Origin of the sequence: Actinomadura chokoriensis (assembly GCF_041463665.1) — a bacterium.
Taxonomy (GTDB): Bacteria; Actinomycetota; Actinomycetes; order Streptosporangiales; family Streptosporangiaceae; genus Spirillospora; species Spirillospora chokoriensis_A.
Genome location: NZ_JAXCEJ010000047.1, coordinates 1 through 19541, shown reverse-complemented (window position 1 = coordinate 19541; position 19541 = coordinate 1). Strand labels below are relative to the sequence as shown.

19 protein-coding genes and 1 pseudogene are annotated in these 19541 nt (G+C 70.3%); 6 read left to right on the top strand and 14 right to left on the bottom strand.

Annotation, left to right across the window (positions count from 1 at the left end):
- Positions 1–30 precede the first annotated feature (30 nt).
- Positions 31–810, bottom strand: coding sequence for a DUF2470 domain-containing protein (locus tag SM418_RS37310; protein ID WP_371946369.1), 780 nt, complete (start codon positions 808–810; stop codon positions 31–33).
- 67 nt (positions 811–877) lie between these two features.
- Between SM418_RS37310 and rpsD the strand changes: the two genes are divergently transcribed.
- A complete protein-coding gene (rpsD, locus tag SM418_RS37305) occupies positions 878–1483 on the top strand; it encodes a 30S ribosomal protein S4 (protein ID WP_371946368.1) in 606 nt (201 codons plus the stop codon).
- A gap of 216 nt (positions 1484–1699) precedes the next feature.
- Here rpsD and SM418_RS37300 read toward each other — a convergent pair whose 3' ends face one another.
- From SM418_RS37300 to SM418_RS37260, 9 genes are read right to left on the bottom strand one after another with little or no spacing between them, the layout of a single operon-like run.
- A complete protein-coding gene (locus SM418_RS37300) occupies positions 1700–2716 on the bottom strand; it encodes a hypothetical protein (protein ID WP_371946367.1) in 1017 nt (338 codons plus the stop codon).
- A gap of 48 nt (positions 2717–2764) precedes the next feature.
- A complete protein-coding gene (locus SM418_RS37295; protein WP_371946366.1) occupies positions 2765–4063 on the bottom strand; it encodes an MCE family protein in 1299 nt (432 codons plus the stop codon).
- Complete coding sequence (locus SM418_RS37290) at positions 4060–5118, bottom strand: MCE family protein (RefSeq protein ID WP_371946365.1); 1059 nt, start codon at positions 5116–5118, stop codon at positions 4060–4062. Before SM418_RS37290 ends, SM418_RS37295 begins: the two co-directional genes overlap by 4 nt.
- The gene (locus tag SM418_RS37285; protein WP_371946364.1) at positions 5118–6194 is read right to left on the bottom strand and encodes an MCE family protein; all 1077 of its coding nucleotides are present in this window, start codon (positions 6192–6194) and stop codon (positions 5118–5120) included. Before SM418_RS37285 ends, SM418_RS37290 begins: the two co-directional genes overlap by 1 nt.
- On the bottom strand, positions 6194–7216 hold the full coding sequence (locus SM418_RS37280; RefSeq protein ID WP_371946363.1) for an MCE family protein: 1023 nt from the start codon (positions 7214–7216) through the stop codon (positions 6194–6196). Before SM418_RS37280 ends, SM418_RS37285 begins: the two co-directional genes overlap by 1 nt.
- Positions 7216–8295 carry an MCE family protein gene (locus tag SM418_RS37275; protein ID WP_371946362.1) on the bottom strand — a complete coding sequence of 360 codons (1080 nt, stop codon included), beginning with the start codon at positions 8293–8295 and terminating at the stop codon, positions 7216–7218. The genes SM418_RS37280 and SM418_RS37275 overlap by 1 nt, the downstream gene beginning before the upstream one ends.
- Positions 8292–9368 (bottom strand): MlaD family protein, encoded by a 1077-nt coding sequence (locus SM418_RS37270; protein WP_371946361.1) that lies wholly within the window; start codon positions 9366–9368, stop codon positions 8292–8294. Before SM418_RS37270 ends, SM418_RS37275 begins: the two co-directional genes overlap by 4 nt.
- A complete protein-coding gene (locus SM418_RS37265; RefSeq protein WP_371946360.1) occupies positions 9365–10219 on the bottom strand; it encodes an MlaE family ABC transporter permease in 855 nt (284 codons plus the stop codon). The genes SM418_RS37270 and SM418_RS37265 overlap by 4 nt, the downstream gene beginning before the upstream one ends.
- The gene (locus SM418_RS37260) at positions 10219–11022 is read right to left on the bottom strand and encodes an MlaE family ABC transporter permease (RefSeq protein WP_371946359.1); all 804 of its coding nucleotides are present in this window, start codon (positions 11020–11022) and stop codon (positions 10219–10221) included. Before SM418_RS37260 ends, SM418_RS37265 begins: the two co-directional genes overlap by 1 nt.
- Before the next feature lie 281 nt (positions 11023–11303).
- Here SM418_RS37260 and SM418_RS37255 point away from each other — a divergent pair, with 281 nt between their 5' ends.
- The 3 genes from SM418_RS37255 (at position 11304) to SM418_RS37245 (ending at position 13561) form a co-directional block, all read left to right on the top strand.
- Positions 11304–11855 carry a MarR family winged helix-turn-helix transcriptional regulator gene (locus SM418_RS37255; protein ID WP_371946358.1) on the top strand — a complete coding sequence of 184 codons (552 nt, stop codon included), beginning with the start codon at positions 11304–11306 and terminating at the stop codon, positions 11853–11855.
- 106 nt (positions 11856–11961) lie between these two features.
- Positions 11962–12783 (top strand): aggregation-promoting factor C-terminal-like domain-containing protein, encoded by an 822-nt coding sequence (locus SM418_RS37250; protein ID WP_371946357.1) that lies wholly within the window; start codon positions 11962–11964, stop codon positions 12781–12783.
- 64 nt (positions 12784–12847) lie between these two features.
- On the top strand, positions 12848–13561 hold the full coding sequence (locus SM418_RS37245; RefSeq protein ID WP_371946356.1) for a TetR/AcrR family transcriptional regulator: 714 nt from the start codon (positions 12848–12850) through the stop codon (positions 13559–13561).
- A 15-nt stretch (positions 13562–13576) separates the two neighbouring features.
- On the opposite strand, the gene SM418_RS37240 is transcribed toward SM418_RS37245, so the two are convergent.
- The 3 genes from SM418_RS37240 to SM418_RS37230 form a co-directional block, all read right to left on the bottom strand.
- The gene (locus SM418_RS37240; protein WP_371946355.1) at positions 13577–14773 is read right to left on the bottom strand and encodes a hypothetical protein; all 1197 of its coding nucleotides are present in this window, start codon (positions 14771–14773) and stop codon (positions 13577–13579) included.
- Between the two features lie 106 nt (positions 14774–14879).
- Positions 14880–16166 carry a PucR family transcriptional regulator gene (locus SM418_RS37235; protein WP_371946354.1) on the bottom strand — a complete coding sequence of 429 codons (1287 nt, stop codon included), beginning with the start codon at positions 16164–16166 and terminating at the stop codon, positions 14880–14882.
- Between the two features lie 250 nt (positions 16167–16416).
- Positions 16417–17628, bottom strand: a complete 1212-nt coding sequence (locus tag SM418_RS37230) for a PucR family transcriptional regulator (RefSeq protein ID WP_371946353.1) — start codon at positions 17626–17628, stop codon at positions 16417–16419.
- A 320-nt stretch (positions 17629–17948) separates the two neighbouring features.
- Between SM418_RS37230 and SM418_RS37225 the strand changes: the two genes are divergently transcribed.
- Both SM418_RS37225 and SM418_RS37220 read left to right on the top strand, forming a co-directional pair.
- Positions 17949–18830: an RpnC/YadD family protein gene (locus SM418_RS37225; RefSeq protein ID WP_371946352.1), complete on the top strand. Its 882-nt coding sequence runs from the start codon at positions 17949–17951 to the stop codon at positions 18828–18830.
- A gap of 175 nt (positions 18831–19005) precedes the next feature.
- Complete coding sequence (locus tag SM418_RS37220; RefSeq protein ID WP_371946351.1) at positions 19006–19359, top strand: hypothetical protein; 354 nt, start codon at positions 19006–19008, stop codon at positions 19357–19359.
- A gap of 67 nt (positions 19360–19426) precedes the next feature.
- Here the strand turns inward: SM418_RS37220 and SM418_RS38015 are convergent.
- Positions 19427–19541, bottom strand: a pseudogene (locus SM418_RS38015) (IS30 family transposase); the annotation flags it as partial.

The window sequence follows — 19541 nt, the reverse complement described above, 5'->3', positions numbered from 1 at the left end:
CGTCCGGGCGGGGGCCGCACGTACTACGGGTCAGCCACGAGCCGCGCGGGCGAACAGCCTGCGGTAGACGCAGCGGAGACCGTGGAGATCACTCACAGGCTCGGCGAACGCGAGCCGCACGTCGAACGGCGACGGCGGCTCCGGCGACGGCGGTGAGCAGCGCATCCACATGCCGTACCGGTCGAGCGCCAGCGGCCTGACCTGCCCGGACGGGACGGACTCCGGCAGCAGCGCGGTCAGCTCGTCCCGGTGGCTGGAGTCCAGATGCGTGAGGATGCCGGCCTCGACGGCGACGAACGGGTCGGGCGCCGCGTCCGCGTACTCCTCGGGTTCGAGGGTGGCCCTCCCCCACGCGTCGTCGATCTCGACCTGCGCGACTTCGAGGGCGAGGATCGTCCACTCCCGGCCGCCGCCCGTCCCCGGGGCGCCGAGGTCGAGCAGTTCGGGACGCGGGTGGACGTGCGAGAGCCGCAGCGCGGCGGCGCGCAGCTCGCCGTCCGGCACCTCGGTGAGCCAGCCGTGCAGCCAGGCCCGGCCGCGCACCCGGTCGGGGAACGTGACCGGCGCGACGTCGCAGACCCGCAGGGTGGCGGGGACGTCGTCCGGCTCGGCGGCGAGCGCGGCGACGATCGGCGCGGCGGACGGGACGAGCAGCAGCGGCCGGCCGTCGCGGTCGGTGGTGTGCGCCGGGACGGGCGTGTCCGTGACCCGCGGCACGGCGAGGACGCCGTCCGCGATGCCGTAGGCGAGGGTACGTGCCCGTTCCGCCGGTGCCGGTCCCTCCAGGGTCGTGGTCTCCGCTCGCCGCACCCCTGCCTCCTTGACGTATCAGGTAAGGCTTACCTAAGTTAGGCATACCTAACCACTAAGGAGAGTGATGAACAACCCCCGTCCGAAAGTGCGGCTGTCGCGGGCCCTCGGCATCCCGCTGACGCCGAAGAGCGTGAAGTACTTCGAGGCCCGCCCCTACCCGCCCGGCGTGCACGGCCGCGCCCGCAAGCAGGAGTCCGACTACAAGGTCCGGCTGCGCGAGAAGCAGCGGCTCCGCGCCCAGTACAACATCCGCGAGGCGCAGCTCCGCAACGCCTTCGCCAAGGCCGCCAAGGCCGGCGGCAAGACCGGAGAGGCCCTCCTCGCCGACCTGGAGTGCCGGCTGGACGCCCTCGTCCTGCGCGCCGGGTTCGCCCGCACCATCTACCAGGCGCGGCAGTTCGTCGTGCACCGGCACGTCCTCGTGAACGGCCGCCGCGTCGACCGGCCGTCCTACCGGCTCCGGCCCGGCGACGTCATCACGATCGCCGACCGCAGCCGCTCCATGGACGCGTTCCAGATCGCCGCCGCCGGCGGGCACACCGAGAACGTCCCGCCCTACCTGGACGTCCGGCACGACGCCCTCGCCGCGCGGCTCACCCGGCTCCCCGAACGCGGCGAGATCCCCGTCATCTGCGACGAGCAGCTCGTCGTCGAGCACTACTCGCGCTAGCCAGCGCAGGTCGCCGAGTTCCTCGCGGGCGGACGCGCGGAGGGGGACGGTTCGCGGCGGACGAGGCCGGCCTCCTCCATCACGGTCGACATGATGCCCGCCTTCGTCGTGCGACGCCGTTGTCACTTGAATGAACGTGCGAGCGCCCCGCACGCTTCCGTGCGGGGCGCACCGCTCATTCCGGGGGGCGACCTCCGGGCCGCCGGAACATGCGTCCTAGTTCTTCGGCTTCTCGGTCTTCCCCGCCTTGGGCGACGCCGACGCGCTGCTGCTCGGGACGGTCCCGGGGAGCTGGGTCTGCTGCTGCTGGTTCTGGTCGTTGGTCCCCGACGGGTAGTGCTTGGTGATCTTCCACTTGCCGTCGATCTTGGCGAGGGCCAGGCGGAGCAGCGTGGCGGGCGCGTCGGTGGCGCCCTCCTTCGTCTTGACGCTGATGTCGACCATGATGACGGCGGTCGCGAACCGGTCGTCGACGCTGCCGACGAAGACCTGGTTGGTCTTGGACGTCAGCACCAGCTCGGGGTTGCTCTTGAACGTCTCTCCGAGGTTCGGGAGCGTGTTGGTCTTGAACGTCTCCAGAAGGTCGCCGCCCATGAGCTTCTGGGCCTTGTCCATCTGCGACTGGTAGTTCTGCGCGTTGTAGTTGAGGGCGATGTCGCCGTAGGCGGAGGCGACCTTGCCGACCTCTTCCCGCGCGTCCTGGTCGGACGACATGGAACTCGCGCTCGTCCACTTCCAGATCGCGAGGCTCGCCAGCAGCGCGACCAGGACGACGAACACCACCGTCGGCACGAGCGGGAGCCGGAAGAGGCCGGGCCGGGCCGGGGCCGCGTCCGGCGCCGCCTCCCCGGCCTCTTCCTCCGGCGGTTCGAGGCGGGTCGGACGAGGCTTGACGGCCTTCGGGGCGGGCTTCGCCGCAGGCTCGGAAGCGGGCTTCGCGGTGGCCTTGGCGGCAGGCTTGGCGGCGGCCTTGGCGGTGGGCTTCGCCGGACGGGCGGGCTCCTCCGCGTCCTCCGCGTCCTCGTCCTCGGCGTCGAGAGCCTCCAGGACGTCGTCCAGGTCCTCGTCGTCGATGACCTCGATGACCCGCACGCGCCGCTTGCGCTTGGCGGCGGGCCGGGCCGGGCGCGCCGCGGCCTCCTCGGTCTGCTCGACCTCCTCGGTCTCCGCCCGCTCCTCGGTCGGGACCGCCTCGACCTCGTCGACCTCGTCCTTGCCGGTCTTGGCTGTCACTTCGGTACTCCTCGGGATGGGGTCAGTCCTTGCGCCGGCGCAGCCGACTCAGTCCTTGCGCCGGCGCAGCCGGCCCAGGCGGGACACCACGGGCACCGAGCCCATCATGACCCTGATCAGCACCAGCAGGCCGATGACCGGCGGAACGTACACGAGCCAGATCGGCGGTCCGCCGCCGGAGTCGTCACCGCTGTTCGCGGCTTTCCTGGCCTGCAGGTCCGGCTTGTCAAGCGCGGGATCGTGGGTCGGGATCGTATCGCTCGGCTTCTTGGCCCGGTAGGGCTTCTGCCCGACCAGCGCCGGCGTCCGCCCGCCCGGGCAGGCCGGCACCTTGCTCACCGCCGGCTGCCCGAGAGGGACCTTGTACTCCAGCGTCGCGGGCGTGTTCAGCGTCAGCTGGAAGACGACGTTCAGCACGGGCAGGCCCTTGTCCATGCCGATCACGTGATCCAGGACGTTCTTGAGGCTGGGCGCCGCCGCCAGCGTCCTGTTCAGGTCGCTCAGGTAGCCGGGGTTGTAGGTACCGACGCCCCAGTTGCCGAGCATGTCGACGGCGCAACCGAAGTCGGGGCCGGTCCTGTCGAGCAGGCCGTTGACGGTGGCGAGCAGGCCGGGGCCCCGGTCGCGCAGCTCGGCGATCTGGCCGCGGACCTGGCTGAGCGCGGCGGTGAGCGCGGCCAGGTTGTCGATCCCGGCGCCGAGCTGCCCGCGGTTCTGGTTCAGCACGTGGGTGATCCGGCCGAGGTCCTTGGTCAGCCCGTCGAGCAGCTCGGTGTTCTGGGCGAACGTCGCGGTGAGGTCGTCGCTCCCGTTGATGATCTGCCGGAGCGAGTCCTCGCGTCCGGACCAGCCGGCGGCCAGCTCCCGGCTGAGCACCTGCGCGTCGTCGGGGTCGATGGCCTTCAGGGAGTCGATGACCGCGCCGAACAGGTCGCCGTACTTGGGCGGGACCTTGGTCTGCGACACCGGGATGACGGTGCCGGGCTTCATCGGCGGGGCGTCGGCCCGGCCGGTGCCGGGGGTCAGCTCGACGACCGGCTCGCCGACCGCGGACTTGCGGGCCGCGGCGGCCGTCACGCCCTGCGGGATCTTGACGCCGCGGTCGATGTCCAGCTGGACGATGACCTTGTTCTTCTCCAGCCGCACCGAGTCGATCTTGCCGATCCGCAGGCCGAGATAGTCGACCTCGAAGTTCGGGTGGAGGCCGGGCGAGGACTCGAACTCCGCCGTGATGCGGTACGGCCGGTCGATGAAGTCGAACCGGATGACGTTGTTGAACGCCCACACCACCATCACCACGGCGAGGACGGCGAAGACCGCCAGGTTGATCGTCAGACGCCGGGTCATCCTCGTCCCTCCAGGATCTTCTCGAGGTCCGGCAGGGCGCCTTCGAGCTGCTTGGGAATGTCGGTCGACGCGGCCTTCTTCGGCTTCTCGCTGAGCCCGGGGAAGATCGGCTTCCCGTCCGGCCAGGTGAGCCGGAGGATCGGGTAGAGCAGCAGCTGGCCGTCGTAGGTGGCCAGCGGGATCTTGTAGGAGAAGGCCACGAGCCCGTCCACGACGGCGGTGAGGCGCTTGCGGTTGCTGCCGAGCTGCTGGAGGACGGGGTCGAGGTCCCGCAGCAGCGCACGGAACCGGAGGATGCGTCCCTCCAGGACCTTGTCGTTCAGCTCGCGGGCCATCCGGGTGAGCCGGTCGACGGCCTTGATGATCTTCTCTTTGTCGTCGTTCAGCATCCGCGTGGTGCGCTCCAGCTGGCCGGGGGCCTCGCCCAGCGCGTCACTGCCGTTGGCGAGCGACCGGCCGAGCTTGGCGAACCGGTCGACGGACTCGCCCAGCGCGACGCGCTGCGCGGCGAACACCCGCACCAGCTCCCCCGCCTGGGTGATCGTCTTGTTCAGCTTCTGCCCGTTGCCGTCCAGCGCGGTCGCGCCGGCGTTGACGACCGTCGCGAGGTCGTCGCCGGCGAGCGCCTGGATCAGCGGCCCGGCCTGCCCGACGACCTGCTCGAACGCGGGCTGGACGGTGGTGTCGGTGATCGCGGCGCCGCTGGCGTAGAAGGGGCCGCGGTTCAGGCTCCCGCCGGGCGGCAGTTGCAGGTCCACGAAGTTCTCGCCGAGCAGCGACGTCACCTTGATCTCGGCCCTGGCGCCCTGCGGGATCTTGATGCCGTGTTTGATGGACAGCGTCGCCCGCGCCTTGTAGCCGACCAGCTCGACCTTGGTGACGGTGCCGATCGTGATGTCGGACATCTGCACGCTGTGCCCGGCGACGAGGCCCTGCGCATCGTCGAACGTGGCGGTCAGCGTGAGATCCCCCTTCGGCGCGCCCGCCGTCTTGTAGGAGCAACCCGAGACCGCGAGGACCGCGGCGACGATGACCGCGAGAACCTTCCCGCTCATCAGTTGCCTCCGTTCTGCCAGGGACAGTTGGAGTTCGGCTTGGGCAGCGGGCAGTCGACGTCGTCGGTGTCCATCAGGCCCTTCAGCCACATCCGCAGGAACGCGTCGGTGGCGAACCGGATCTGCAGCGACTGGTTCTTCGGGTTGTAGCCGCCGATGAGGGCGTCACCGATTCCGGGCAGCACGTGCAGCAGTTGCGCGACCTGCTTGGCGTTGCCCTTGAGGACGAGCGCGGCCCTGGTGAGCACCGCCAGGTCGTAGGGCAGGTTGCCCTTGTACTTCTGGATCAGCTTGTCGCCGTTCTTCGCCAGGTCGAGGACGCCGGCGACCAGTTGCTGCAACTCGCCGCGCTCGGCGCTGAGCACCCGGCTCGCCTCACCGAAGTCGCGGATCATCGCGCCGAGGACCTGCTCGCGCCCGCGCACCACGCCGGCGAGCCGGTCGAGGTTCTTGGCGACCTCGATCAGGTCCTGGTCCTGCCCGGCGACGTTCTCGACGAGGCGGGCGCTCTGCTCCAGGGTGGCGTTGAACTCCTTGCCGTTGCCCCGCACCGTGTCGGCGGCGGTGCCGAGCGCGGACTGCATCTTGGTCGGGTCGAGCGCGTTCGCCAGATTGGTGAAGGAGCTGAGCGCGTCGTCCACCTCGACCGGCACGTGGGCGCGCTCGATCGGGATGACGTCGGAGGTCTCCTTGGCCTCCCCCGGCCGCCACGCCGGATGCAGGACGAGGTTGCGCTCGCCGATCAGGTTCAGCGGGACGATCGACGCCTGCACACCCTTCGGCAGCGGCACGTTCTTGCGCAGGTGGAAGGTCACCTTGACCTTGTCGCCCTGCTGCTCGACCGTGTCGACGAGGCCGACGTCGGAGCCCATGACCTTGACCTTGGACTGCGGGTAGAAGGAGCGTGCCTTCGGGACGTAGACCACCATGCTGCGCTCACCGCCCCCGGACGGGACCAGCGAGCAGCCGCCGAGCGAGGCGGTCAGCGTCAGACCGAGCACGATCGCGATGCCGCGCACGCGGCTCCTGCCGGGGGACGTCGGGGGACGCCCCCCCACGTGGACAACGCGTCCCATCAGTTGCCTCCCTGGCCGCGCCGGGTGGAGATCGGGCCGGGCGGCTGCAGCGGGCCGAGGCCGGTGAACACGCCCTCGATCCAGGGGCCGTTGCCCTTGAGGTTGGCGACCTGCTGGAACGTCGGCCCGAGCAGCGAGAAGTCGGTGTTCAGCGCGTCCATGTTGGGCGCGAGCCGGGTGGTCAGCAGGTGCAGGTTGTCCAGCAGCAAGTCGAGCTGCCGCTGGTTCCTGGAGATGACGTTGGACAGCGTCCTGACGGTGCGGTTGCCCTGCCCGATCGTCGCGGCCAGCTCGTTGCGGTGCCGCACCAGCGTCTGCAGCAGCACCTGGCTGGAGTTGATGATCTCGCGGAGCTGCTGGTCCTTGTCGGCCAGCGTGCCGGTGATCGTCTTGCTGCTCTCGATCAGCTGCTGGATCTGCGGGTAGGAGTCGTTGAGCATCCGGGACAGGTCCTGGACGTTGACCAGGATCCGGCGCAGCTTCTCCGCGCCCGGCGACTTGATCTGGTTGATCTCGGTGAGCAGCTTGTCGACGCTCTTCTGGTCGAGCTTGCCGACGATGTTCTGCGCGCCCTCCAGGGCCTCCGGGACGGTGAACGGGACGCTGGTGCGGTCCAGCGGGACGCGGCGCCGCGACTCCGGGACGTCCGCCATGTAGGGCTTGGACACCGGGCCGGACAGCCGCAGGTACCGGCCGCCGAGCAGCGTCGTCGTCTGGATCTCCGCCCGGGTCTTCGGCCCGAGGTCGATCCCGGCGTTCACGTGCCAGGTGACGATGATCTTGCCGTGGGCGAAGTCGGGCTCCACCGAGGTGACGCGGCCCGACTTCACGCCGGCGACCCGCACGTCCTGGCCCTTCTTCAACCCGGCCGCGTCGCTGAACTCGCCGCTCATCGTGTAGCCGCGGTCGAGCAGGTGCAGCTGGCCGATGGCGAACGCGAACACGCAACCGGCGCCGAGCGCGGCCAGCGTGACGATCGCGACGAGTTTGTGGTTGACGTCGCGCAGGGACCTGAGCGCCATCAGCCGCCACCCCCCTGCAACATCTTCTTCAGCTTGGCGAGGTCTGCCTTGGACGGCCCGTCCGTGCCGGGAGCCTTCGGCAGCTCCATCGGGAACGGGCACGGCCCCTGCACCACGTTCAGGCAGAGCGCGTTCGTGCGCAGGAAGTGGCCGCCGTTCGCGGAGGCGAACAGCTGCCGCAGCGTCAGCGGAAGCTGCTGCACCATCTTCTCCAGCTGGTCGACGTTCAGCCGGAACGTCTCGGCGAATTCACCGAGGTTGCCGATGATCCGGGACAGCTGCGCGTCGTTGCCGCCGAGGACGTGGTTGAGGTTCGTGGTGACCCCGCCGATCTCGACGATCGCGTTCTCCAGCAGCGCGCGGTTGTTCGCGAAGACCTTGGTGAGCGATTCGAGGTTGTCGACGCTGGCGGCGATCTGCCGGTCCCGGGTGGCGACGGCGCCGCTCACCGTCCCGTAGTCGTCGATCATCTTCTCGATCGTCGTCTTGCGGGCCGCGAACGTCTGGAGCAGCACGTCCATGTTGTCGGTCAGCAGCGAGATGTTCTGCTCGTTCCCGTCCAGGGCCTGGGAGAAGGAGAACAGGATCTTGTTGAGCTGGTTCGGGTCCAGGCTCCGGGTGATCGGGCCGAGGCCGTTGACGATCTCGCCGAGGTCCACCACCGACCGGGTGTGCGGGACGCGGTCGCCGTCGCCCAGCTTGCTCTGGCTCGTTCCCGGCTCCAGGTAGACGACCCGCTGGCCCATCACGTTCCGCCAGCGGATCGCGGCCGTGGAGTCGGACGGAACCTTGACCTCCTTGTCGACGGCCAGCTTCACCACGGCCTTGCCGCGCACCACCTCGATGCTCTTGACCTGGCCGACGGGCGCGCCGGCGACCTTCACGGCGTCGCCCTCCAGCAGGCCGGTGACGTCGTCGAACGTCGCGGTCACCTGGTAGCGGGACTTGTAGCTCGTGCCGAGGATCATCTGCCCGATGTAGAAGGTGAGCAGCCCCGTCACCGCCACGAACACCAGGAACTTCAGCGTCGTGGTGTGCTCGGGTCCGCGCGCGGCCTTGCCGCGCAGCCGCGGGCTCATGGCCGCCCCCCGGTCTTGGTCTGCCCCGGGAGCTGCAGATCGAAGGCGGTCTGCTGCGGCGTGGTCGCGCAGACGTCGATCATGATCTGGCAGATGTCCAGCGGGAGGTCGTTGCGCGCCTGGGCGATCACTGTGCCCTTCGGGCCGGGGATGCGGATGATCTGCGCCAGCAGGTTGAAGAACCCGTTCAGGCTGTCCAGCAGCACCGGGATGTTGCGGCCCTGCCGGTTGAACACCGACACGATCTTTCCGCCGTTGTCGACGATCTTCCCGAGGTTGCCGCCGTGCTGCTGGAGGTTGGTGCCGAGCGTGTCACCGAGCTTGCTCGACTCGTCGAGCAGCTGGGAGATCTTGTCGGGGCGTTCGGTGATGGTCTCCGACAGCCGGTTGAAGTCGCCGACCAGTCCGGCCATCGTGTCGCCTCGGGAGCCGAGCGTGCCCGACAGCCCGTTGATGTCGTTCAGGAGTCCGTTGATGGCGGCCCGGTCCTTGTAGGTCGCGTCGACGACGATCGCGCCGTTATCGATCGTCCGGCGGAGCGCCGGGCCCTGCCCGGACAGCCCGGCGCCGAACGTGTGCAGGATCGTCGCCACGTCGTCGGGGTTGATCGCCTTGGTGAGCTTGTAGGCGGGCCAGGCGGTGTCGGACAGGTCCTCCGGATCGTGCGTCTTGGCGACCGTCCCGCCGTCCTTCAGGTAGGGGCCGGTCAGCTCGTGCGCCCCGAGGTCGAGGCTGATGTCCTTCGGGCCGAACACCGAGACGGGCTCGACGGTCGCGACCGCCGTGTCGGCGACCTTGATGCCCTTGTCGATCCGGATCCGCACCTTGACGCGGCCCTGGCCGTCGAGTCGCAGGTGGTCGACGGTGCCGACCGAGATCCCGCGGACCTTCACCTCGGACTTGCCCGGGTCGAGGCCCTGCCCGGCCCGCGCGAACGTCGCGTCGTAGTAGGTGGAGCCCGCGTGGGACGGCGTGGAACCGACCGCGACGAGCGTCACGGCGGCCGCGATGACGCCCGTGCCGACCAGCCCGAAGATCGTCCGGGAGCGCTGGGAGAGAGTCTCTTCGCTCATCCGGTCAACTTCACTGTGCTGCCGTGGCCCCAGAAGATGTACGACAGGACCATGTTCATGAGGATCATCAGGATGGTCGACTCCCGGATCGCGCGGCCCGCGGCGACACCGACGCCCACCGGGCCGCCCGCCGCGTAGTAGCCGCGGTAGCAGTGAATGAACATGATGATGAAGGCGAACACCGCCACCTTGATGACGCTGTAGAACACGTCGATCGGCGGCAGGTAGAGGTGAAAGTAGTAGTCGTAGATGCCGGGCGAAAGACCGAAGTACTGGATCGTGATGAACCTGGTGGCGAAGAACGCCATGAAGAGCGACACCAGGTACAGCGGCACCAGGGCGATGACGCCCGCGGCGACCCGGGTGCACACGAGGTAGGCCAGCGAGTTGATGCCCATGACCTCCAGCGCGTCGATCTCCTCGGAGATCCGCATCGCGCCGATCTCGGCGGTGAACCCGGTGCCGACCTGCGCGACCAGCGCGACGCCCGCGATGATCGGGGTGACCTCGCGGACGTTGGAGTAGCTCGCGACCAGACCGGTGAACGCCTCGGCGCCGACGCGCTCCAGGCCGGGGTAGCCCTGGAGCCCGACCATCGCGCCGGTGGCGAGCGACATCGTCGCGATCACGAAGATCATGCCGCCGCCGATGACGAGCGCGCCGACGCCGACGGTGATGTCGCTGACCTGCTTGGCGAGCGTCTTGCCGTACTTGCGCCGCAGGATGATGTCGAAGAACAGGTGGTAGAGGACCCGGCCGAGGAAGATCGGCAGGTTGGCCGAGGCCGCGAGGCCGGCGGTCCGACCGCGGAAGGCCCGGCCCAGCTTGCGTACGGGGAATATGGCGACCATCAGAACCTCGGGGGGAAGAGAACCTGGTAGATCATGGTGAGGATGTAGTTCGTCGCGAACACCACGATCGAGGTGACCACCACCGCCTTGTTGACCGCGCGGCCGACTCCGACCGGGCCGTAGTCGCAGTTCATGCCCATGTAGCAGGCGACGGCCGCGGCGATGAAGCCGAACACCCACGCCTTGAACAGGGTGATCAACAGATCCGAGAACTGCAGCAGGGTCGTGGCTCCGTCGAAGAACGCGCCGGGGCTGACGCCCTGCTGGATGACGTTGAAGTAGTAGCCGCCGATGACGCCCGCCAGGATCACCACGGAGCACAGCAGCCCGGACACCATGCTCGCCGCCCACAGCCTGGGGGTGACCAGGCGGTGAATCGGGTTGATGCCCATGACCTCCATCGCCGCGAGTTCGTCGCGGATGTTTCGGGCGCCCATGTCGGCGGTGATCGCCGAGCCGCCCACGCCGGAGACCAGCAGCGCGGCGGCCAGCGGAGCCACCTGCTGGACCATCGCCGCGGTGAGGAGCGCGCCGGTGCCCGACTGGGCGCCGAGCTGCCGGGCGATATCGCCCACCTGCAGCGAGATCGTGGCGCCGAGGGGCACCGCGATGAGCATGACCGGGACGCTCGTGACGCGCGCGAGGAACCAGCACTGCTCGATGAACTCGCCCCACCACTGGCGCAGATCCCAGGAGCGGCGCAGCCCTTCGAGCAGGGTCACGCACAGCAGTCCGGTCTCGTCGAGCGCTCGCCCGACGCGTCTGCGGGCCAGGTCCGGGGCCTTCGTGAGGCTCAGGGCCATCAGCCGGCGTCCTCCCCCTGGGGGGCGGGGTGAAGGTACATACCAGCCTCCTTCGTTCTCGGACGTCGGCGCTCATCCGATGTGCCGGCTTCCACCGGCCCACAGCTGCGCCCACGTCCTTGCCATCGATGCGCGCCACCGTGGTCTCGGCAGAGACCGGGATCACAGGCAGCCCAAGTTGACACTCGGGTAGCCCCCTGTGATCTGTGGCACTCTATTGGAAGAAGGTCTAAGAAGCGAGTACTTACATTGGGATTTGTCCGAAGCTACGATCGGCCCCGATGATCGACGCGCGGCAGGAGACGACAGACGACATGAACGGCGGCGCAGACCCGCTGGTCATGGGCGTCCGGGACCGCTGGGCGGAGCAGGGACTTCAAGGCGAGCCCTGGCCCTTCATGGCGATCTGCGCGGTGGGACGGCTCAACCAGCTGCTCAAGAAGGCGCTGGACATCGAGCTGAAACGGCTGGACCTCACCCGTACCGGCTACTTCCTGCTGACCACTCTCGCGCTCACCCCGAACGGCGGCTCCCGGCTGAGCACGCTCGGCCGGGACCTGATGATGCACCCGACGACGGTGAAGCTGACCGCCGACCAGCTGGAGGCCGCCGGTCTCGTCGGCCGCACCCGGCATCCCCGCGACCGGCGCGCCACCCTCGTGAAGATCACTCCGGCCGGGCTGGCCCGGGTCAACGAGGTCGCCGCCGCGCTGGAGGCGCCCGGCGGCGCCCTCGCCCCGTTCGGGGGCACCCACCGCGAGGTGTTCGAGGCGCTGCAGCCGGCCCGCCTCGCCGCCGGCGACGTGGAGCCGCTGACCCCCGGCGCGCGCTGACCCCCGGCGCGCGCTGACCCCCGGCGCGCGCTGAACCGCGTACCATGCCGCCCGCGTACCTTCACTTCGACGACACGACACCCGGGCGATAAGGCAGTCTTGTCCCATGCCAAAGAGTCACGGCACTCGCAGACGTTCCGGGGGCGGCCGGAGCACCCGTCCCGTCCCCGCGCCGCGTGCGGCGCCCGAGGCGGACGGCTGGTCCGGCCGGGAGTACGGGCCCCACGACCCGCGCGACCCCTTCGAGGCGCCTCCCGTCCCGCCGGAGAAGAAGCGGCACGTGCGGCGGGTGCTCACCAGCAACGTCACCATCACCATCGTCGCGATCGCCGCGCTCGGCACGGCGGTCACGGTGGTCGACATCGGCGCCCTCGGCGGTGGCGACACCAAGCCGCCGAAGGCGGCGGTCGGCGACCTGTCGACCAACGACATGCTCGCGAAGCTGACGTCGGCGTCCGACATGGACAAGGTCGCCGCCGACGCGATCGCCCACGCCAAGGAACGCGCCTACGTCCAGCACCAGCGCGAGCTGAAGCGGCTCAAGGAGAAGGCCAAGCGGGACGCGGCGGCGCGGGCGAAGCTCAAGGCCCAGCAGGAGCGGGAGCGGCTCGCCAAGACGAATCCGAGCGCCGCGCAGAACAAGGCGTACGGGAAGAAGATGAGCGCCCTCAAGGGCTGGGGAGGCTGCTGGCCGTCCCTGCTGACGCTGTGGAACCACGAGAGCGGCTGGAACGAGCGGGCCGAGAACCCGTCCAGCGGCGCCTACGGCATCCCGCAGGCGCTTCCCGGCTCCAAGCTCGCCAGCGCCGGGGCCGACTGGCGCACCAGCTCCCCCACCCAGATCGCGTGGGGGCTCGGCTACATCAAGGCCCGCTACAAGGACCCGTGCGGCGCGTGGGCCTGGTGGCAGGCGCACCACTGGTACTAGCCGCACCGGTGGCGGGCGGCGTTCCCCGGCCGTTCGCGCACCCGCCACCTGGCACCATGGAGGGATGCGGACGAGCAGGGCGCGGCAGGGAAACGACACCGCGAACGCCGACGGGCCTTCGATCGGCGCGCCGGCGAGCGGCGGACCTTCGGTCGGCGGATCGTCGGGCGGCGGTTCGGGGGGCGGCGGGCGGCAGTGGGCCCGCGCGGACGCCACCCGGCAGGCGCTGCTGAACGCCGCACAGGGCGTCTTCGCCGACCGCGGCTACGCCGACGCCGGCATCGCCGAGATCGTCGAGCGGTCCGGGATCAGCGTCGGCAGCCTCTACCACCACTACGGCGGCAAGGCCGGGCTGTACGTGGCGCTGTGGGAGGAGCTGACCGCCGAGCAGGAGGCGAGCGCCGCGCAGGCCGTGTCCACCGCCCGCAAGGAGGGCGAGTCCGACCGGATCACGCTGTTCACCGCCGGGGCCCGCGCCTACCTGCGGGTCTGCTGGGAGCGCCGCGAGGCCGCCCGGCTGTTCCTGGACGGGGAGGGGCCGTCCGGGTCGTCGCTGATGCGCCGCAGCCGCGCCCAGCACTGGATCGCGCAGAACACCAAGCTGCTGCGCGGCCCCGCGTCCGGGGAGCCCGCGGGACGTCCCGAGCAGGTGCTGAGCCTCGTCCTCACCACCGTCATCGGCGAGGCCGGGCGGGAGATCGCCACGGCCGAGAACGAGACCGAGGCGGCGGAGATCATCGACGAGGTGTGCCGCATCCTGATCCGCCTGGCCCGCTGACCCGCCTCGCGGGGTTCAGGGGCGGGCGGCGCGGATCTGCACCGACAGCCGGATCGGCGGGACGGGCTGGAGCGGGCGCGGCGCCCGGGCGCGGGCGGGCTGCGGCGGGAGCGTGCGGAGCCGCGCCGCGGTCGGGCGCTTGCCCGCGACCCGCGAGCCGGCGGCGCGCAGGCGCCGGCGCGTCACCCGCGGGACGCGGGCGTCGCTGGGGCGGATCAGCCGCAGCCTGATCAGCAGCAGCGTCACCGCGGCCGCCAGCGCGGCGAGGAAGCCCGCCTGGAGCGCGACCGTCTCCTCGATGGTGAACGGCTCGGCCGGAAGCCTGCGCAGGTTCGACACCGGGACGAGCGGCCCGGAGTTCGGGGCGATCTGCGGGGAGGCGGCGGGCGCGATCGGCGGCAGCGCCACCTGCGGCCCGGTCATCCCGGCGAGCGGGTTGAAGGCGGGCGGGGTCAGCGGCGGGACGCCGTCCGGCCACTGCGTCGGGCTGATCCCGGGCGGCAGCGCCCCGGACGGCGACGTGATGATCAGCTTGTAGCTGCGGGAGACGCTCCCGGCCTTGGCCGCCGACACGGCCGCGCGCACGGTGATCACGCCGGGTTTCGCGCCGGACGGGGCCCGCACGGTCGCGATCGCGGCGGCGCCGCCGGACCCGACGCTGCCGAGGGACTGCGTCCCGGGGCTGACCGAGGCACCCGACGCCGACATCCGCAGCACCGTGCTGTTCGCGACGGCGTTGGCGGACGCCACCCGCACGGTCGCGGTGATCGAGCCGCCGGGACGCATCGTCGCGGCCGACACCGTGAGCCCCAGAGACAGCACCGGCGTCTTGGGCTTGCCCGGGTCGACGGGCGGGTTCGTCGGCGGGTTCGTCGGCGGATCGGTCGGGGGGTCCGTCGGGGGGTCGGTCGGCGGATCCGTGGGCGGGTCGGTCGGCGGATCCGTCGGGGGGTCCGTGGGCGGATCCGTGGGCGGGTCGGTCGGCGGATCCGTCGGAGGGTCCGTCGGCGTCTCCGTGGGCGGATCGGTGGGCGTCTCCGTCGTCGGCGTCTCGGTCGGCGTCTCCGTCGTCGGCGTCTCCGTGGGAGTCTCGGTGACGGCCGTGGACGGGGTCGGGGTGGTGTCCGCGAACACCGGGTGGACGCCGACGGTGCCGACGAGCGTCACCGCGCCGAATCCGGCCAGGACCGAAGCAGCCCGTCGTGAACGCACCCCGAACGCACCTCCACCGCGTCGCGACCATCCCATCGAAATTGCGTCGAATTGGATGGAAGCATGCGCCGATTCGACGAATCAACCCCGCACGTAAAGGTCCGTGTCAGGTGCTCATCTCGCGCCCGTCCGATATTGGCCGATTATCAATGGGTGCTTGTCCGCGCGGGCCGTCGTCGTCGCGTCCGGGGGCCGGCGCCGGAGCGGCACGGTCGCGCAGCCGCATCGCGCGCAGCACGGCCTCGATCGCGAAGCGCGCCTCGGGGTCGGTGAGCCGGTCGCCGAGGACGCCTTCGACCTGCCGCATCCGGTACCGGACGGTCTGCGGGTGGACGCCGAGTTCCTTGGCGATCTCGGCGGCGGTGCCGCGCGTCACCAGCCAGGCGCGCAGCGTTTCGAGGAGGCGGTCGCGCTGGCGGGGGCTGAAGCCGTCCATCCCGCCGAGGTGGCGCTGCGCGAGCTGGTCGATGAGGGCCTGGTCGGACAGCAGCCAGAGGGTGATGAGGTGCTCCTCGCAGTCGGTCACCGGCGCGTCCCCGAGCACGCCCGTCTCCACCAGGCCGAGGGCGTGCCGCGCCCACCGCAGCGAGTCGGAGACGCCCGCCAGAGGCACGGTGAGGCCCACGACGAGCTGCCCGTCCGGCAGGACGCGGAGCAGGTTCTGCAGCCGCTCCGAGGTCGCCTTGCCGGGCACGATCAGGAACGGCTGGGTGGCGGTGAGGTCGGCGAGGACGTCCTCGTCGAGGGCGGCCCGGACGTACCGGGCGCCGGGCGGGGCGACGACGGCGGTCACCTCGTCCGGGATCGGCCAGCCGGCCCGTTCGGCGGCTTCGCAGAGGACGCGGGACGACCCGTCCCGGCGCAGCAGCAGTTCCAGTAAGCGGCGCCGGTGCGCCTCGGCCTCGCCGTCCGGACGGGCGTCCATGTAGCCCTCCAGCGCGAGCGCGGCGAGTTCGTCGATGTAGGCGAACAGCGCGTCGGCGAGCTGGGCCATCACCTCGGGCGACACCCGCCGGCGCGGACCGACCTTCATGATGCGGCGCCACGCGACCTGGGCGCCGATGCGCAGCGCCGCCTGGAGGGTGTCGAGCGTCCGTCCCTCCTGGGCTTCGAAGCGGCCGAGCCTGCGGTAGGTCTCGTGGTGGCGCTCGTGCGGTTCCAGCGGGCTCGCGATGCGGTCGACGAAGTCCGTCAGCGCGCGCTCGACGCCGATCCGCAGGGCCTCGACGTAGGGGCCCTTGAGGGGACGGCCGTACTCGGGGATCGACCGCCGCACCTCGTCGATGATCTCTTTCGAGAGGCTGGGCAGTTCCGGCCGCATGAGCAGGGCGAGGCGGCGCGGCAGCCTGGCCCGGCGGCTCACCGTCCCCCGCGTCAATGTCTGCTGTGCCATGGGCACACCTCCAAGGCGCCGACGTCACGGACCGGGGCGTTTCGCCGGGCGGGGGCACCCGGCCGTCCGGACGGTCGGCTGTATGGCGTAGCGACGAGGGCGTGCCGAGCGGGGGACCCCTGCACACCCCCCGCTTTCTGTGAGCTGAACCACATTGAACTTAGATCAAACAGGACGCGTCAAGGTAAATAGAAGGCAAAATCACCAGTGTGTGGCCCCGCCGCCACATTCAGCGTTTATTAAGGCGGACTCATTTCAGTGAGGCACCCCGCTCCCGCATTCGGTGCGCGCGCAGCACCGCGTCCAGCACGAACCGCGCCGCCGGATCGGCCAGTTGCCGGTCGAACGTCGCACTGATCTGCCGCATCCGGTAGCGGACGGTCTGCGGGTGCAGCCGGAGCCGGCGCGCCGCCTCCACGGCGTTCCCCTGCGCCTCCAGCCACGCGCCGAGGGTTTCGGTCATGCGTATACGCCGGGTCCGCGGCATGCCGGCCAGCACGGCGAGTTCCCGGCGGGCGAGCTGGTCGAGCAGCGGGCCGTCCGACAGCAGCCACAGCTCCAGCAGGTGCCGCTCGCACAGCGTCGGGCCGCCGTCCGCCAGAAGGCCCGCCTCCACCAGGCCGAGTGCCCGCCGCGCCCAGCGCAGCGAGTCGGCCGCCTCCCCCAGCGGGACGGTCAGCCCCACCGCGGACCGGCGTTCGGGCAGGGCGCGGTTCAGCATCGCGGCGCGGTCCGGCCCGTATCCGCCGGGGAGCAGCAGGTGGGGCTCGGTGTCGGCGAGGTTCACGAGCACGTCGCCGTCCAGCGCCTCCCGGACGCACCGCGCCCCGGCGGGTATCGCGACCATCGTCACCCGGTCCGGCACCGCCCAGCCGACCGACGCCGCGGACTCGGCCAGCGCGCCGCTCGCCGCGCCGGGCCCGAGCACCATCCGCAGGAGCCGCCGGTGGTCGCCGGGCAGCTCGTCGGCCAGCGACCGCACCTCCAGGTACCCCTCGACCGACAGGGAGGCCAGCTCGTCGATGTAGGCGAACAGCGCCTCGGCCAGCCGCGTCATGACCTCCGCCGGCAGCCGCCGCTCCCGCGCGACGGACGCCACCCGCCGCCACGCGACCTGCACCCCGACCCGGTACGCCGCCTGCAGCGCGTCCAGCGTGCGCCCCTGGTAGGCCTCGCTGCGGCCGAGTACCCGGCACAGCTCGTCGCGCCGCTCGTAGCCGTCGCCGCCGCCGGAGACCTGGTCGACGAAGGCCGCCATGGCCTGCTCGACGGTGATCCGGTACGCGGCCGGTTCCGGCATCCCCTCCTGCCGCCCCTCCTGCCGCGCGTACTCGGGCACCGACCGCTGGACCTCCTCGAGGATCTCCTCGGCCAGCGAGGGCAGCTCAGCACTCAGAATGGCGATGACCTGTGGCGGGAGGGCCCCGGGACGCCCCCCTCCCCCAACGAGGGCCCTCGTCATTCGTCCCCTCCCCTCGCGGCGTTCAAAGAAATGCCTCGATAAAATGTAACCCACACCACGCCTACCGCACATCATTACGGAAGAGATCTCCGCGCCCGAATGGCCGCGACACTCACCGGGCAACAAAAATGGCCCGATTCAATGATCACTCGGAGACAATCCGGAGAAGGATCGCGCCCCGCCCGTTGCCGCCCGGCTACTCCTCCAGGCCCGCTAATCACACCCGCGCCGCAGCCGGAACTATGGGCACAATTCCGTCATTACGCCACGTAACGACTTTCTCTCAACGTAGTCACGTGAACACCTTTAGTGTTCATCTCGTGCCTTCCGTCAACCACGAGGTGCCGATAGCCCTGTTCCAGGACCAGCCCGCGCTGGCCCCGGAGCTCCTGCAGGCCGTATCTGGCATCAAACCCCCCGAATACGAACACATCGGACATGGATCGGATACCTTCACCGACAACGACCCGACCGAGTACCGAGCCGACACGGTCGTCATCCTGGGCGACCCGAAGCGCCCGGACCTCGCGATCATCGTGGAGAACCAGCTCAGACCGGACCCGCGCAAGCGCTTCGTCTGGCCCGTCTACCTGTCCACCCTGCGGGCCCGCCGCGAGTGCCCGGTGACGCTGCTGGTGCTGTGCCCGGACAAGACCACCTCCACCTGGTGCCGTGCGCCGATCGAGACTGGGCACGAGGGATGGGTCCTGCGCCCCTGGGTACTGAACCTCGCCGAGGCTCCCGCGGTCATCGACGTGGACAAGGCGCGCGCGCTGCCCGAACTGGCGATCCTGTGCACCCCTGCCAACGCCGACGGCCCCCACCGGAAGGCCGTCCTGACCGCCTTCGCCGAGGCCCTTGAGGTCACGGACCACGACAGGGGCAGGAAGTACCATGACTACGTGCAGTCGAAGCTCTCCGAAGCCGCACGACACTGCCTGGAGGAGATCATGCAAGCCGACGTCTACGAGTGGCAGAGCGACTTCGCCCGCGAGCACATAGCCGAAGGCGAAGCCAAAGGCAGGGTCGAGGGCGAGGCCAAGGGCAAGGCCGAGGCAGTCCTCGATCTCCTCGAACTACGCGGGCTCGCCGTCGACGACGAGTCGCGGCAGCGCATCACCGGCTGCACGGACCTGAAGCAGATCAAGGCATGGTTCTCCCGCGCCGCATTCGCTCGGACCGTCGACGAGGTCTTCGACTGACACGCGCACGTCCGAACCGCGGCTCGCCCTTCAAGGGCGGGCCGCGGCTTCGCGTCCGGGGAGACGGCCAAGAACAAATCCGTCATTACGCCATGTAGCGATTTCCTCGTATTGTAGTCACCCGAGTACGGTTAGCGGCTATCTCATGCCTCCCGTCAGCTATAGGACGCTGCGCATGATGATCCAGAATCAGCTCGCCCCGGTGCTGGAGCTGTTTCAGACGGCGTCCGGGATCGAACTCCCCGCATACGATCTGATCTCAGTCCCGTGGATAGGGCTCGTCGACCAGATGGGAACCGTCCCCATCGGCGACCCGGATCAGCCGGACCTCATGATTCACGTGGAGCTCCTCTCCGAGATCATCCCGCAGAGGCGTTACTCCTGGCCGCCCCACCTGGCGAGTCACCGGGCCTATGACAAGTACCCGGCCACAATGGTGGACCTGTGCCCGGACGAGGCCACGGCCGAATGGTGCCGCCAGCCGATCGAGTGCGGGCTCGACGGCTGGGTCCGGCCTTCGCTGAGGTGATGGAGGTCGTCGACCCCGGGCCGCCTGCGTTGACCTGCGGCGTGTTGTTGCTTTGGAAGGGGCGATGTCAAGCGGCTGTTGCAACGAGGTACTCGTTGAGTGTTTGGGCTGGGGTTTTCCAGTTCAGGGTGTGGCGGGGGCGTCCGTTGAGCTGGCGGGCGATCTCGTCGAGGTCGTGCTGG